Origin of the sequence: Lewinella sp. LCG006 (genome assembly GCF_040784935.1) — a bacterium.
GTDB lineage: Bacteria > Bacteroidota > Bacteroidia > Chitinophagales > Saprospiraceae > Lewinella.
This window is the reverse complement of record NZ_CP160680.1, coordinates 2,774,399-2,790,604: the sequence shown is the minus strand read 5'-3', so window position 1 is coordinate 2,790,604 and position 16,206 is coordinate 2,774,399. Positions and strand designations below refer to the sequence as shown.

11 protein-coding genes and 1 pseudogene are annotated in these 16,206 nt (G+C 48.1%); 7 read left to right on the top strand and 5 right to left on the bottom strand.

The window, feature by feature from the left end; genetic code table 11:
• Positions 1-92: 92 nt before the first annotated feature.
• Positions 93-1,376: an Nramp family divalent metal transporter gene (locus AB0L18_RS09875; RefSeq protein ID WP_367392422.1), complete on the top strand. Its 1,284-nt coding sequence runs from the start codon at positions 93-95 to the stop codon at positions 1,374-1,376.
• Positions 1,377-1,481: 105 nt separating this feature from the next.
• On the opposite strand, the gene AB0L18_RS09870 is transcribed toward AB0L18_RS09875, so the two are convergent.
• The gene (locus AB0L18_RS09870; protein WP_367392421.1) at positions 1,482-2,309 is read right to left on the bottom strand and encodes a choice-of-anchor V domain-containing protein; all 828 of its coding nucleotides are present in this window, start codon (positions 2,307-2,309) and stop codon (positions 1,482-1,484) included.
• Between the two features lie 226 nt (positions 2,310-2,535).
• Complete coding sequence (locus tag AB0L18_RS09865) at positions 2,536-3,099, bottom strand: lysophospholipid acyltransferase family protein (protein WP_367392420.1); 564 nt, start codon at positions 3,097-3,099, stop codon at positions 2,536-2,538.
• A gap of 136 nt (positions 3,100-3,235) precedes the next feature.
• Here AB0L18_RS09865 and AB0L18_RS09860 point away from each other — a divergent pair, with 136 nt between their 5' ends.
• Entirely contained in the window at positions 3,236-5,554 is a 2,319-nt protein-coding gene (locus AB0L18_RS09860; RefSeq protein ID WP_367392419.1) for a CotH kinase family protein, read from the top strand.
• A gap of 5 nt (positions 5,555-5,559) precedes the next feature.
• On the opposite strand, the gene proB is transcribed toward AB0L18_RS09860, so the two are convergent.
• The gene (proB, locus tag AB0L18_RS09855) at positions 5,560-6,636 is read right to left on the bottom strand and encodes a glutamate 5-kinase (RefSeq protein ID WP_367392418.1); all 1,077 of its coding nucleotides are present in this window, start codon (positions 6,634-6,636) and stop codon (positions 5,560-5,562) included.
• A gap of 175 nt (positions 6,637-6,811) precedes the next feature.
• Here proB and mscL point away from each other — a divergent pair, with 175 nt between their 5' ends.
• The 4 genes and pseudogenes from mscL to AB0L18_RS09835 all read left to right on the top strand — a co-directional run bounded on the left by mscL (position 6,812) and on the right by AB0L18_RS09835 (position 12,577).
• Positions 6,812-7,225: a large-conductance mechanosensitive channel protein MscL gene (gene mscL / locus AB0L18_RS09850; protein ID WP_367392417.1), complete on the top strand. Its 414-nt coding sequence runs from the start codon at positions 6,812-6,814 to the stop codon at positions 7,223-7,225.
• A 238-nt stretch (positions 7,226-7,463) separates the two neighbouring features.
• Positions 7,464-11,405, top strand: coding sequence for an HYR domain-containing protein (locus AB0L18_RS09845; protein ID WP_367392416.1), 3,942 nt, complete (start codon positions 7,464-7,466; stop codon positions 11,403-11,405).
• A 249-nt stretch (positions 11,406-11,654) separates the two neighbouring features.
• Positions 11,655-12,189: pseudogene (locus tag AB0L18_RS09840) on the top strand (KilA-N domain-containing protein).
• Between the two features lie 19 nt (positions 12,190-12,208).
• Positions 12,209-12,577, top strand: a complete 369-nt coding sequence (locus tag AB0L18_RS09835; RefSeq protein WP_367392415.1) for a YraN family protein — start codon at positions 12,209-12,211, stop codon at positions 12,575-12,577.
• A 211-nt stretch (positions 12,578-12,788) separates the two neighbouring features.
• Here the strand turns inward: AB0L18_RS09835 and yaaA are convergent, their stop codons facing one another.
• Entirely contained in the window at positions 12,789-13,550 is a 762-nt protein-coding gene (gene yaaA, locus AB0L18_RS09830) for a peroxide stress protein YaaA (RefSeq protein WP_367392414.1), read from the bottom strand.
• A 440-nt stretch (positions 13,551-13,990) separates the two neighbouring features.
• Between yaaA and AB0L18_RS09825 the strand changes: the two genes are divergently transcribed.
• Positions 13,991-15,520: a hydroxymethylglutaryl-CoA synthase family protein gene (locus AB0L18_RS09825; RefSeq protein WP_367392413.1), complete on the top strand. Its 1,530-nt coding sequence runs from the start codon at positions 13,991-13,993 to the stop codon at positions 15,518-15,520.
• 34 nt (positions 15,521-15,554) lie between these two features.
• Here AB0L18_RS09825 and AB0L18_RS09820 read toward each other — a convergent pair whose 3' ends face one another.
• Entirely contained in the window at positions 15,555-16,199 is a 645-nt protein-coding gene (locus AB0L18_RS09820) for a hypothetical protein (protein ID WP_367392412.1), read from the bottom strand.
• Positions 16,200-16,206: the final 7 nt, after the last annotated feature.

The window sequence follows — 16,206 nt, the reverse complement described above, 5'->3', positions numbered from 1 at the left end:
CTGCAAGGCCAGACGACAAAAGAGCGGTAGCCAATGAGCGAGAATATATTATCTTGGGGAGACAACCAACCCAATCACTTGTGGCAAAGCTTATGTCTAAAAATTTCCGCTCCCTTCTTTTATGGTCCATTATAGCAGCGGCGTTTATCGGTCCGGGTACGGTCACGACGGCAGCTCGCGTGGGGCAGGGGTATGGTTTGAGCTTGTTGTGGGCCTTGGTTTTTTCTGTTTTGGCGACGATGGTGCTGCAAGAAGCGGCGGCCCGCCTGACATTGGGTGCGGGTAGACCGCTGGGGGAGATTATTGGTGCGGAAAACCGTAAGTGGAATATTTTTCTTTTTGGTGCGGTTGCACTGGGTTGTGGTGCTTATCAGGCAGGTAATCTGCTGGGGGCCTTGGCAGGATTGCAATTATTGGGAGAGGTAAGCAAATGGTGGCTAGTGTTGCTGGGCGTATTTGCCGGAGGGCTGCTCTGGTCGGGAAGTACCAAAGTGATTACCCGCAGTCTGGCTTTTATTGTGGCCTTGATGGGGATCGTCTTTGTCTGGGTCGCTTTTGGTGCAGAAACGTTGCCACAGGCATGGTTGAGTGGGCTAATTCCTCAGATAGAAGAAGGCTCTTCGCTATTGGTCGTAGGCTTGATCGGTACCACCATTGTACCTTACAATCTCTTCCTGGCATCCGGGTTGAGCCAGGGACAGGATTTGAAGGAAATGCGTACAGGCTTACTCCTGGCCATCATCATTGGAGGAGGAATTACCCTGGCGATACTCCTCAGTGGAAGCTTGGTAAAAGGAGCCTTTGGTTTCCCCGAGTTAGCGGCCGCGCTTGATGAACGATTGGCCGGTAGGGGCAGTCTCCTGTTGGGTATTGGCTTATTTACAGCAGGGCTCAGTAGTGCGATTACGGCTCCATTGGCCGCGGCTATAGCTGGACAAAGCCTGGTAGGTAAAAACCGACCTGAATGGGGCTATCGCGGACGGTATTTTCGCTATACCTGGGGAATTATATTGCTAGCTGGTCTGCTTTTTGCCCTTACGGATGTGCAACCCGTTCCAGCGATCATTGCTGCACAGGCGCTCAATGGCTTGATTTTGCCGTTGGTAGCCGTGTTTCTTCTCTTGAAAATTAATGACCCCAATGTACTTTCCGGTGCTTATCGCAATTCCGCCTGGCTCAATCTCCTGACCGTGCTGATCGTAGGCGTGACGGTATTTCTGGGATTACACAATATTTGGTCGGCTGCGACCAAGGTGTTTCCCGCACTCAGTAACGTAGTGGATGGCACCCGTTTTGTGATCAACTTTGTGATAACGGGCGTGGCTTGTGTAGTCCTGTTCTTACACATCCTTAGAACAAGTAACCGCTTGTCTTGAAATTGAACCATATAAGTCCATAAAAAGAAAATATAAGTACTTTTTCACCACCACTTATATGGTTCTTATATGCCTTACATGGTTCAAATTGACCTCTTTCGATGCTTATTGCTTAAACACCATCGTACGGGAAGCAGCCGTTCCATTGCTGATTTCCACGGTGTATTGTCCGGCCACCAGCTTACTAAGGTCGTAAGACAAATTATTGGTACCAGGAGCCAAAACGATTTTCTCCTGTTGAACGGGCTGACCAAGCATATTGTAAATGCGAACCATCGCATCACTTGTTGCTTCTACCTCCACCTGCAGATTCAACTGATCGATTACAGGGTTAGGAAAAGCATTTAAGCGAGTGGCCAGTGCTGGCAGTTCGCGGGTATTTACCGTCAGATCGGATAAAACAGTAGGAGAGGTCAGGAATACCGCTCCATCGCCGCCGCTACCGTTGGCATTGTTTGCCGCTACAGTCGCTGCGTAAAACTTCACTTCACCAGCGCTCGTGCTGGGTGCTGTCCATGGAATTTCAAATACGTTGCTATTGCTACGTTGTGAATGTTCGATGTAATCGCGGCCGTTCAAGGTCGTTAGCTGGGTTCCGGCAACTGGCGAAAAACTGCCTGCTTGGTCATTACCAGCACCCGCCAAAGCTACCGCCTGGAAGCCATAAACCTGAGCACCACTCTGTGCATTAACGGTGACCCGCATCGTATAGCTTTGACCTGCCTCGTAGCCATTTACGACCGTCCCGTTTTGGAGCAACTCCAAAGTCATGGTTGGGCTAAAAGCCCCCGCAGCGTGGCAATTGCCACAAAAACCTTCCGCCAAAGGACCTCCCGTTCGGTCTTTGCCTTGTACAGCACCTGGGCCGCTGGAATTTCCTAAAAATAGTATTCCACAAGAGAGTACGAAAAACAGCATGTAGATAGCTCGCATAATTGTATTTTGATTGAAAATGAATAACTCAGAGATGATAGCTTAAATCTCTAAACCAAACGAATTTACAATGATTATCATGGTTCTTTATTCTAAACCAAGGCAATTGTCGCAAAGGCGTTACTGTTTAGTGACGGAACACGAATAACTTAGTAGCACTAGCTAAATGATAGACGAAGAAAAGGGGAAATTGTTTAAAGAAAACAACAGTTTAGCAATGAGGGAGCTATGAGATGTCTTTAGGCACGAAACTTTTCTTGGGATGAAACCCTTTGGCATCGCCGTAATACTCGTAGAAATACTTGAAGTCGGCGTCTTTATCGCCCGTTGGGGTGAATGGTTTATCAAATCGGACGATCCCCCTGCCCCAATCAAAAACACACAACACAATGGGCACTTTAGCCTCAATGGCAATGTAGTAAAAACCAGACTTCAGCTTGTCAACTTTTGAGCGTGTCCCCTCGGGAGCAACGGTGAGGTGAAAGTATTTTCGTTTTTCAAAAATTTGGGCGACAGCCTGCACAAAGTTGTTGTTCTTACTGCGATCTACCGGTACGCCGCCCAGTTTGCGGAAGATCCCGCCAAAAGGCCAGCGAAAAAGGGAATCTTTCGCTACAAAATGAATTTTTTCATCCAGGAGCAGGCGTACACACAAGCCAATAGGAAAATCCCAGTTTGAAGTATGAGGCACTACTGCTATTACACACTTATCGGGCAAAGGATAAGGATATTCAATCCGCATTCCCATCAAGCGCATCCAGAAACCGGCTATCTTTTTTGCTAAACTCAATTTCGTTTTTTTTAATTCAAGCTAAAATACAACTTTACCGCTACTTCGCTCGTAAAATACCGAAGTCAAGAATATTTGCGTTTTTTGTAGTCGCTTAATTCCTATTCTCCAACAAGCCGTAAAAGCAGGAAAAGATTTGCGTTTCCACATCGTCATCGCCTTATTGTTTATTACCAGCACGCTTGGTGCACAGTCTACGGGAGCTGTTTCTCCGGCAGATTCACTCGCTGTTTATTTTGAGCCGGCTGGTGGGTTTTATCCTTACCAACAACAGATTACCATCCAGGCACCGGGCGCCAGCGAGATCTTTTACACCCTGGACGGTTCCCAACCAAATCATAATTCACAACGCTATTTTCAGCCTATTATGCTCGACGAAACGGCCGTCGTGAGGGTGGTTGCGTACCTCGACAAAGAGGCTGGACGGCCAGTGGGGCAGACCTATTTTATCAACGAGCCCAAGACCAATTTTCCGGTGGTCTCTATTGCGCTACCTCCCTATGTGCTTTTTAACCCGGAGACCGGAATTTTTGTCCAGGGCGGAGGTGCTGTCGATTCTTTATGGCACAAACCCGGTGCTAACTTTTGGACTCGAAAAGAATATCCCATCCATTTGGAGTTTTTTGAAGCTGATGGTAGTCAGGTTTACAGCAGTCTTTCCGGGATGCGGTTATTTGGCGGAATGAGTCGTCTGTTTCCTCAAAAATCACTGGCCCTGATCGCCAGAAAGCAATACGGTGAGCCACGTTTTCGAATGCCCATTTTTGGAGAAGAGGGAAAAAATTCTTTCAAATTCCTGGTCCTGCGCAACAGTGGTAGCGATTACGGTAAAAGCCATTTTAGAGATGCTTTTATGACCTCGCTGGTGAAGGATTGGGATTTAGAATCCCAAGATTTTCGGCCCAGCCATGTTTATATCAATGGTACCTATTGGGGTATTTACAATATCCGAGAAAAAGTAAACCGGTATTTCATTGAAGCTCATAGTGAGGGGGTGGATCGCGATAGTATTGATTTTTTAGAACATTTTCTGGTGCGTAAACAAGGCTCCAGGCGGCATTATCAGGAATTGCTTGACTTTTTGGACCGCTACGATTTAAACCTTCAAGCTAATTTTGACCACGTTGCTACCTACATGGAGACCGACAACTTCATGGAACATCAGATTGCTCAAATTTACTTTGACAACCAGGACGCTGGGGGCAATATCAAATACTGGCGGCCCGCAACCCCTGGAGGGCGGTGGCGGTGGATTCTTTACGATACCGACTGGGGCTATGGCCTACACGATGCTAAAGCCTACCGAAACAATAGCCTCACCTTTCACACCACCCCCAATGGACCTCACTGGCCCAATCCGCCGTGGAGCACCTATCTACTTAGAAAGCTCCTACAGAACGAGCAATTTCGTCACCGTTTTATCAATCGCTTTGCTGATCATTTGAATACCAGTTTCAGCGAACAGCGTGCAACTTCATTGCTGGATTCCTTTTATTTCCTCTACCGTCAGGAAATCCCCCGTCATCTGAAACGTTGGCGATTAAGTGAAAAAACGTGGGAAAGCCAGGTTGATATCATGCGCGAGTTTGCCGCCAAAAGGCCCGAATATATTCGGGATGAGTTGATGGATGTACTCCATGTAGGCCCTGAAAGAGAACTCCGCCTCAACTGTAATGGAGGAGGTAAGATATTACTTAATGACTACCTGGAAGTCTCAAATTTCCGGGGCACTTACTTTGCCAACCACCCCATTAAAATCCGTGCGGTACCGGCCTATGGGCATCGTTTCGTTGGCTGGGAGCACGACGCCAAGGCCGACCGAGAACTCACTATAGATCTAAAAAAAGATCGTAACTATCGTTTTCGGGCACGCTTTGAGCCTTTCCAACATCCCTTGCAAGACCAGGTGATGATCAATGAGGTTTGCCCAAAAAGCAAAAAAACCGATGACTGGATTGAAATTTACAACCACTCGGAAGCAACCGTAGCCCTGAAAGGATGGATACTGACCGACCAGCGCAACGAGTTTGTCTTTCCGGCTGTTGACTTATTGCCCAACGACTACCTTGTCATTTGTAAAGACGCCAACAAGTTTCGGGAAACCTTCCCAGAAGCTTATAATGTTATCGGTGGATTGGGTTTTGGACTAAACAAACGCCAGGAAGTACTGGGGCTTTATGCCGAAGGCGGAGCGGTGGTCGATAGTTTTGCCTATACGCTCCCTCCCCTTGATTCTGCTTTTACCCTTAACCTACTGCTACCGAATCTGGACAACGCTGATGTAGAAAACTGGGAGTTGCGTATGGGCCTGGGTTCCCCCAACCGAGCCAACCCTTACCTTATAGAAACCAATGTACGGCTGGCGCAATCTCAATGGATGCAAATTGGCTTGGCGGCGGGAGTGTTTGTGCTGTCCTTACTCTTGTTGTATTTACGCAACCGGGGGGTGTTTTAGTACCACTAGTAAATCATCAGATAATCGTAATGGACCAGGGCTTTCTGTCCTTTTTGCCCCATCAAATTCCTGGCTTTTTCAGCACTGTACTGTGCTACCCCGATGCCTATCGACTCCTTATCCGGGCCAATAATACTCAACAAATCCCCTTTTTTAAAATCACCATCGACGCTGATGATGCCTACTGGTAGTAGACTGCTTACGGAAGCACCATCGGTCAGCACCATTTTGGCACCCTCGTTCACTTGCACACTACCATTGGTGGTAGGATGTTGGGCCAACCATTTTTTCAGGTTCGATGGTTGTGCCTGAGCGGGAATTCTCGTACAAAGCCCCTTGCCCGACAAGACCTCTACCAGGCTGTCGCGGCGTTTTCCGTTGGCTAGAATGACTTCAGCACCTAAGCGAGCGGTATGCTGGGCCATCCTCACCTTGGTGGCCATTCCCCCGCGGCCGAAGCTTGATTTCACGGGAGCAATGTACGACCAGACGCTTTCATCAGTAGCACTCAGGGTAGGTATCAATGTTGCCGTCGGGTCGTCGGGGGCTGCCGTCAAGAGGCCATCTACCGTACTGAGAATCACGAGGGTATCAGCGTTCAACATCGCGGTAACAAGGCTGGCCAACTCATCATTATCCGTAAACATAAGCTCCGTGACAGAGACGACATCATTTTCATTGACTACAGGAATCACCCGGTCATGCAAAAGTGCTTCGAGGCAATTGCGCATATTCAGGTAATGGCGGCGATCGCGAAAATCTTCTTTCGTAGCCAATACCTGCCCACAAAGCAATTGGTGACCAGCAAAAAGCTGCCGATAAAGTTCCATCAGCCGAATTTGCCCGATCGAGGAAAGCATCTGTCGGCGAACAACGGGGTCCATCTCATCCGCTGCGGGCAACAGCTCCCGACCAGCACCAACCGCCCCCGAAGAAACCAAGACGACCTGGTGACCTTCTTTCTTCAGCATCGCCAACTGGTCCACCAGGTGGCTGATGTTCGTAACATCCAGACTACCATCCGAGCGGGTAAGTACATTGGTGCCTACCTTTACAACAATCTTCGCATTACTCTTGCGCATAATATTACAAGCTTGTTTGGCAAAGTTAAGGAAGCTTCTTACATTGTTACTATTCTGATAAACCGCGTCTTAGTTTCGAAGCGGTTTTACCCAAACAATTTTCTACCAACTTACTATTTCTATTTTAAGGCCTCTTTACAGAGCAATAACTTTTTTTCAACAAAACAAAACGAAAATGTGGTCAGAATTTAAAGCTTTTATCCTTCGTGGCAATGTATTGGAACTAGCCGTTGCAGTAATTGTTGCTGGCGCATTTGGTGCTATCGTCACTTCCTTTACCAATGATATTATCATGCCTCCAATTGGCATACTGTTGGGAGGTGTGGATTTTTCTGATTTAGCTATGACCCTTCAGGGTGCAGAGATGAATGACGCTGGAGAGGTCGTCAAAGAAGCCGTTCAAATTCGCTACGGTGCCTTTATCCAGACCATTATCAACTTCCTGATCATCGCCTTTGCGATCTTCATGCTATTGAAGGCTTACAAAAGCACTCAGGCACCTGAGCCAGAAGCAGCCCCTGCTCCTGATCCAGGCCCAAGCGCAGAAGATTTGCTCGCAGAAATTCGCGATCTACTCAAGAAGCAGTAGTAATACTTTTTCAACCACCTATTTAATGACCTCCTGGAAGTAAGCCTTTCAGGAGGTTTTCTTTTTTGGCACGGTTTTTTCTTTTAGTGCAATAGATGCCCGAAAACAAAATCAGGGCGATTAGTAAATCAAACTATAGTGCTACGCTGAAAAGCCTTGTTGCTACTGAACTGCTCAGTGGCGGCCCGCTATCAGTATGTCCCTTAGTGAGATCTCTAACCCTAATATTGCACGAAAGATGAAACACAGTATTCCATTTCCCACCGTATTTTTGAGCCGCGTAAGCAGGCTCTTCCTCCTTTTTTGCTTCAGCTGGTTCAGCAGTATGCTCACTGCTCAGGATTGCGACCTGGCCTGTATCGGTTCACCCGATCAGCCGCTTCAGGTCGTTATTGACGGTCAATGCCAGGTAATACTCACCAATTCGATGTTGTTGCCGGATATAACCTCCTGCCCTGGTGATAAGCGACTAACCGTGAGGGATTCTCTCAACAATCTCATTACCGATGGTTTTAACCTGGTACAGTTTACGGCGAATGCCTTCGTAGGCAACCGCCTGAGCGTAACTATTACCGACCAAGCCACAGGCACCATTTGTGTAGGGACGATTCGGATAGTCGACAATAGCGCACCGACGATCACCAACTGCCCAGCAGTGAGTGTAAGCTGCCTGGACAGCACCTCACCTGATGAAATAGGGGAACCAACTATTGGTGATAATTGTGACACGGAATTGGAATTAACCTTTATCGACAACGTTTCCTTTGGGGACTGTTTGTCGAATACAGCTGCAACAATTGCTCGCGTCTGGACAGTCACAGACAACAGCGGACTAACAGCCAGTTGTACGCAGCAAATTACCGTTACGCGGGCTTCTTTCATGGATGTTACTTTCCCTGCCGACATCACGCTGCCTTGCGATGATCCTGGTGCGCATCCTGACCGTACAGGTGTCCCGATGTTGAATGGTAATCCACTGATGCACGGAGACATGTGTGGTCTGGTGGTTACCTATACCGATGATACGACTTTGATTTGCAACACTTATATGTACCAAATCAATCGTACCTGGACCGTGGTAGAGAATTGTACCGATTTTTTTGGTGAAGATGTTCAGACCATCCTGGTGAGTGATGACGAAGGGCCGACCCTCAACTGCCCAACCCCCAATCAATTGACCTTTACCAGTGATCCGGGAGCATGTAGTGCTACGATAGCGCTGCCCATCATTACGGGGACCGATAACTGTGGGACGAACATTACCTACTCGGTAAACTCTTCTTACGGAGCTACCAACTTTAGTCCCGTAAGTGGAGTAGCACCAGGCACCCATACCGTGGTCTACCAAGGGCTTGACGAATGTGGCAATAGCAGTACTTGTACGGTACAACTTACCGTAACGGATGATGTTTCACCCATCGCTGCCTGTGATGATCAAATACTAGCTTCGATCGCTTCTAGTGGATACGGCATCATCAATGCCTCTACCTTCGACGAAGGCAGCTCTGACAACTGTGGTCCGGTCTACCTGAAGGCCAAAAGAGTTATTGGCGCATCGTGCAACCTCGCCAATGGCGATGACAGTCCCTTACCTGGCTACCAGGAATGGTTTGACGATCGGGTCATTTTCTGTTGCGAAGATATCGCCAACAACCCCGTGACGGTGACCTTACGCGTCTATGAAATCAACCCTGGTACTGGCCCCGTAGATCCTTCCCGGGAAACCGGCAGTGGTGATCTGGTGGGTCATTTCACCGATTGTCAGTCTATCGTTACGCTACAGGATGCCACTGCACCGATATTTGAGCAGTGCCCTCCTCCAGTAACGATCAACTGCTCTGACGAGCAAGAAAACCTGGGTATCTACGGTAGCCCGGTTGTAAGAGACAACTGTGGTTTCACCCTTGACAGTACCTTCGTGACCAGCTTCAATGAATGTGGTGTAGGAACCATTACCCGCACCTGGACAGCGACCGATAATTACGAACACCAATCGAGCTGTTCTCAGGTCATCAACGTGATCAACAATCAGGCTTTAACTGAAAATAATATCGTTTGGCCCATCAACGTAGAGCTAGCAGAATGTGGTGCCAGCACGGCCGACGAAGACCTGCCAGAGGCTGCTCGCATGCCTATTATCAATTGGTCGGGATGTGGTTCGGTAGCCATCAATAGTACGGAGGCCGTCTTCAATACGGTACCTGGTGCCTGTTTCAAAATTTTGCGCACCTGGGTCGTCATTGACTGGTGTAACTACGACCCTGCCAACCCTGGTGCTGGTGGCCGATTTACCCACACCCAGCAGATTAAAGTAGTGGATCATGATGACCCTGTTATCACTTGTCCGCCACCCGTGACCGTCAATGTTAGTAGCAACTGTACCACGGCTTATGCTACCCTGGAATTGCCTACTACCGAGGATTGTTCCACTCAGATTACCTACACCAACAACTCTCCTTACGCTGCCAATGGTGGTGCCAATGCGAGCGGTAATTACCCCGTCGGAACAACCACCATACAGTTTATTGCCAATGACAATTGTCTCAATAATTCTGCCTGTACCACCACTGTCACGGTAGCGGATACGCAGGCTCCCAGCGTCGCTTGTATTGTAGGTCTTACGACCAACCTAATGCCCATGGGCAACGGTGTCATGGGGAGCATCAGTGCCAGTGCATTGGTAGGCTCGGTGAGTGACAACTGTGACCCGACGAATTTATTGAAATTCACCATCTCTCGCCCTGGCGACGGCACCAACGGTGTACCTACCGCTACGAGTGTAGAGTTTGACTGTTACGATGCCAACCAGGCTGCCGAAGTTATCCTTTGGGCTTCAGACAGCCACAATAACGTATCGACCTGCACCACCGTCGTCAGCGTACAAGACCCCAACAACCACTGTCTTGGCCAAACCGGTGAAGGGATGATTGCTGGTGGCGTATTGACGGAAGATGGCAACGAGGTAGAAAATGTGATGATCATGGTTTCAGGCAACACGCCCTCCATGATGTACACCCATCTCGATGGTAGCTTCATGTTTGAAGACCTAACACTGGGTCAGGATTACAGTGTGATCGCACAAAACAACGAGAACCTCCTCAACGGTGTTACCACCTTTGACTTGATCTTGATTGGCAAGCACGTTTTGGGTACTCAACTACTCAATTCACCTTACAAAATGATTGCTGCAGATGTGGATCGTTCCGGGCATATTTCTACCCTGGACATCATTAAGCTACGGAAGTTGATTTTGAATATTAGCAACGAATTACCTAACAACAACACATCCTGGCGATTTATTGATGCCTCTTACGTCTTTGCTGATCCGACGAATCCTTTCATGGGTTATTTCCCAGAGTTGCACAACATCAATGACCTGGCTGGTTCGGAAATGCACGCCGATTTTGTAGCGATCAAAGTAGGCGATGTCAATGGCTCGGCAGTCCCCAACAGCATGATGGCCGAAGGAGATGATCGTTCCAGCAGTAACCCGCTTGAGCTAAAAGTAGCCACTGCCATGGTTGAGGCCAACGAAACGGTAGACATTCCCTTCCAGGCACGCTACATGAATGAGTGGATGGGCTACCAGTTTACACTGGAATATGACCCTAGTGCCTTGGAGGTATTGGAAATCATTCCTGGCGACTTACCCAACCTATATCCTGAAGAGAACTTCCACTTCTACGATGATCGCGCTGGTTTGATCACCACGGTTTGGAACGAGTACGGCGAATCGGCTGACAGTAAAGAGGCGACCCTGTTCACCTTGCGCTGTACCGCCAAGCAAGCAGGCAACATCAAAGAATGGCTCTACCTCAGCTCACGGGTTACCAAAGCAGAAGCCTACACCCAGGAAGGAGAAGCAGAAGACATCAACCTGTCCTTCTTCACGGAAAGTGGCGCAGCGGAGGTCAGCACCAACTTTGAACTTTTCCAGAATCGTCCAAATCCTTGGAATAACTCTACCATTATTCCTTTCCAACTGGATCCTGGAGGAGATGCCAGCCTAAGTGTTTACGACATGGCCGGTAAGCTGGTGTACCAAGTAACAGAATACTTCTCAGAGGGCTACCATGAAATCAGTATCCGCCGAAGTGACCTTCCTGCGATCGGGTTATTCTACTACACGCTCGAAGCTGGTGACCAACGCGCTACTCGCAAGATGGTCCTGACGGACTAAGACTAATACTCTTCTGCCAACCACCGGGCCAGTTTGTCGTTGACAGGCTGGCCCGTATTTTTTTGTATTTTTATCAGACTCTATGTACAGAAGATTTGTTCTATATTCACTTTTAGTGACGGATTAAAAATAACTGCCCCCGTTTTTGATTCGCTAAAATTTTCTAAGCAAGCGACTAAAAGGAGCTTGCGTGAAAATATTCGCGAATCGGTAGAAAAAACGGGGGCAGTTATTTCCGTCTTTTTACTTATGGCCAAGAATAAAAAATCACTACTCGTTCAGGGAGATGAGATTACGCTCCTGCCTCAAAAAGGACAGGAGGACTATATTTCACTAACCGATATCATGAAGCGTTTCGATGATGAATTTTCGATCTACAGTTGGATGCGAAACAGTAACACCGTAGAATTTCTAGGCGTGTGGGAGCAACTACACAACCCGGTTTTTAAAGGTAACGAATTCGTTACCTTTAAAAACCAAGCAGGCTCAAACAATTTTAATCTCACTCCTAAGAAGTGGATCGACATTAAACGTAGCTCTCTTTGGTAAAACCGCTAGAATCTGGCGGTTAGAAAACCCCGATGTAAAAGGCAACATTAGAGACCATGCGACAACAGAGCAGCTTCTTGTCTTGGCAAACCTAGAAGCGATTAATGCAGAGTTGATCCGGCAAGGTATGAATGAAAACGAGAGAGTGTTGATTCTAAATAAGGCTGCTATCAAGCAAATGCATTCGATACTGGATTCACCAAGTCGTCCTAATTTGCCCTCTTCTGAAATTTAAAAAACCTAAAAAACCACTCATGGCCTCGCACAACGAACTCGGAAAATTAGGCGAAACCCTCGCCGCCAATTTTTTGCAGGCCAATGGTTACACCATTCTCGTGCGTAACTGGCGTGTGAACAGAATAGAAGTTGATTTGATTGCCCGCTTAGACGATACCCTTATTTTTGTAGAAGTAAAAACCCGTAGTAGTGATTATTTCGGAGCCCCTGAAGCTTTTGTCACCAAACGCAAAAAGCGACTGATGGCCAGTGCAGCCACTGCCTACATGCAGGAAACAGGCCACGAATGGGCCATCCGCTTTGACGTCATCAGCATCGTCATGGGAAATGGAGAAGCTCCAGTATTAGAACATTTTGAGGATGCGTTTTTTCCGGGATTGCATTAGTGCTCTCACGATTTCATCGGGATCGCGGGAGTGCTCATCCCGCTTCGCGGGATTTGCGGTTGTGCTCTTCCGATAAATCGGAATCTCGGGGGGGCTCGCTGCGCTCGCGGTTTTTTGATCTTGTAAATAATTGGTCTCTCTCCTCCGAGGTCGGCTCAGCCGTGAGCGAAGCGAGCACTAACCGCGAATTACGCAAAGCGGAATGAGCACCCTACTTCACAAACAACCAATCCGTCTCCGTAGAGCCTTCTTCCTGGTAGACATAATCATCGGCGACCAATTCTTTGAGCAGCTCTGGGTTCGTAATTTGCTCCCGGACGATGAGTTGGGCCATTTTCCCACGGGCTTTTTTGGCGTTGAAGGAGATGACCTTTAGCTTCCCGTCGCGGTCTTCTTTGAAATGGATATTGATCAAACGGCCCTTGAGTTGATCGGTCTTTACAGCTTGAAAATATTCCTGCGAGGCCAGGTTCAACACAGTATCTCCTTCGGCCTTTTCCAGATCCTGGCGGATCAATTCCGTAATTTGATCTCCCCAGAAATCGTAGAGGTTTTTCTTGCGGCCCAATTTAAGTGAAGTACCCATTTCCAGACGGTAGGGCTGAATGAGGTCTAGCGGACGGAGCAAGCCATACAAGCCAGAAAGTATGCGGATGTGTTTTTGGGCGAAAGCCATTTCTTTTTCATCAAAAGTCTCTGCCTCAAGCCCTGTGTACACATCACCTTTGAACATCAGGGCTGCTGGCTTGGCATTTTCCTCGGTGAAGGGTTCCGAATAGGTCTTGTAGCGTTCCTTGTTGAGCACCGCCAATTTTTCGCTGATATTCATCAGTCCCTGCAAATCAGCAATGGATTTCCGGCGAAGATTTTTGATCAACTGGGTACTTTGGGGTAGCAAGCGAGGCGCCGTATGCGGGATACCATGCACAGGTGTTTCGTCCAATGTTTTGGCGGGAGAAAGAAGAATTATCATGCTGTCAATTTTCTGGAATATACTGCTAGTGGTCTGTCAAACTTAAACTTTCCGGTTGCCCGATGCGTCTTTCGGCACTGCTCTTCGTTGGAGAACCCCTTACGTAGCGCTGCTATGCGCGGGAACCTCCGCCTCAATCAGCACCAAAATCCGCGTTCGCTCAACCGGAACTTTAAATATTGACAGACCACTAGTGAAACACAAAAAACAGTCAACGGTTGACTAAAATAACGTTTTCTCTACAAATCCAGCTTTCCTAATGGTCATTATACATCTTCTCAAAAAAGAAATAAAAAACTCATTATCAACACAATAAACAAAGTTTTGCCTTTTAAGAAATCGTAATTACGCAGTGCTAGTAATGGGCATTTGTGAACTCTCACGACTTCTTTTTGTTCGGTTCCTGTTAATTTTGGTTTTTATCAGGATAATTGTCCATCATGGAAAAGCAAATGCACATTCCCGCAGGTATTGATGACTTGGCGGTTTATATTCCCCAACTGTATCTTCCCATTGCCACCTTGGCCGAAGCTCGGGGGATTGAGTATGCCAAGTTGAACAAAGGCTTGGGCCTTACCGCAATGGCCGTACCAGACGTGGGAGAAGATGCCGCTACGATGATGGCCAATGCCGTCCGTGAACTCATAGAGAAGAACGAGCTCCATCCCAGTCAGATTGGCCGCTTGTACCTTGGTACCGAAAGTGCCATTGACGGTGCCAAACCTACAGCGACCTACGCCTTGCAAATGTTGCAGGAATATTTTGCGCCTACCTACGGACGCGATTGTTTCATCAACTGCGATGTGGTTGATCTTACTTTTGCCTGTATCGGAGCGGTAGATGCATTGCAAAACACCCTCGACTGGGTGCGGGCTAAAGACGGGCGAATGGGCATCATTGTAGCTTCTGATAATGCCAAATACGAGCTGGCTTCTACCGGCGAATACACCCAGGGTGCCGGAGCGATTGCTACTTTGGTGAAACGCCATCCTCGACTGCTGGCCATTGATCCGGACTGGGGCGTGAGTACCCAGGCGGTTTACGATTTTTACAAGCCCCTGCGCCACGTTAAGAAAAGCGACATCATCACCGAAGTCCTTCAACTAGCGAATCGTAACCACGTGGATGTGGACCAACTTACGCGACAACTCCAGCAAGGTGTGGAAGTTAACGGCGTACTTGATAGCAACGAGCAACTGCTGACCCTCCACAAGGACACACCGGTTTTTGATGGCCCTTACTCCAACGATTGCTACCAGGAGCGTATTAAAGACGCACTGCTTCACTACCGCTACGAAACCAATACTCCCGACAATGAACCGACTGCCATCCAGTGGGATCGACTCATTTTTCACCTGCCCTACGCTTTCCAGGCAAGACGCATGTTCGGAGAAATTTTCTGGCGGGAAACGCAACAAACACCACAGGCCACGCTATTAGCTGAGCAGATTGGTCTGCCTCTACCGCAAGCAACAGATTTTGACGACGACAAAACTTATCAGAAGGCCCTCACTGGCTTTTGGCGTGCTGTCACCAAAACACCGCTTTACAACAAGTTTGTCGAGGAGCGTATCGCTCCCAGCGAGGCGGCATCAGGCCTGGTGGGCAACATGTACGCTGGCTCCATTTTCTTGGCACTTCTAGGCACTATCGAGGCTGGCTTCACCCAAAAGAATTTAGCGACGGACGCTACGTTCGGCTTCTTTGCCTATGGTAGCGGCTCCAAGAGCAAGGTCTTCCAGGCCCATTTGCAACCGGGTTGGGAGCAAGTTGCCCAAGGTTTTCACCTCAACGATCGCCTCCAACAACGGAAGGCCATCGACTACCCTACTTACGAGCAATTGCACCGCCAGGCACTGGATCAGCCGGTGGAGAAAAATGACCTGATCTTCCGCCAAACGGCGATTACAGAAGATGGCAAACGAACGTACTTCATCCCCGTGAGTAAGAAAGCACTGAGTATATCATAGCGGGTGATGCGAAGTAATTTCGGAACCGATGCCTTTACTGGCAGTCGGCATTGTATCGTGTATCGCTCCTACTACTACTATCAATAATAGACTGGTAAGCCTCTTCCAGGCTCAACCCTTCATCCGTGTTCTTTTTTAATAAAAACTCAAAAGTGGGGCCATCAGGATTACCGTATCGTTCTGTATCCCGGGCTTGTAAAACGGCTACTTCCTCCTTGTTTTGCATCATAAAACGCGCATTCACTCGGGCCTCGTGCCGCATGTCATATGCCCGGTGCGCACGGGTTGCCAGGTCAACACCGTCTTGCTTCCACTTTTCATTGATGACGCCAATTGCCACAATTTGAAAGTTATACCAAAGGCGTATTTCGCAGTTGGTTTTTGGAACACCGGTTAAATTATTTGGAGCGGGTAACTCAGGAATCCAGATTTTTTGTCCTATCCGAATATCATTGGCACTTGAGATTCTAGTAAAATCCGTATCCGTTGCTACTTTTTTATTGGTTCCCTCAATGATGCGATAATACAGGTGAGGATTGTCGTAAGCACGTTGAGCAACCTTACTCAACCAATCGCCTTGCTGAATGACATAAGCGCTATTTGGTGTTTGTGCGATGGATGGCAGGGTAAAACAGCAGACCAAAAGAACGCTTGCGAATAATTTGTGGATTGATTTCATAGTCGCC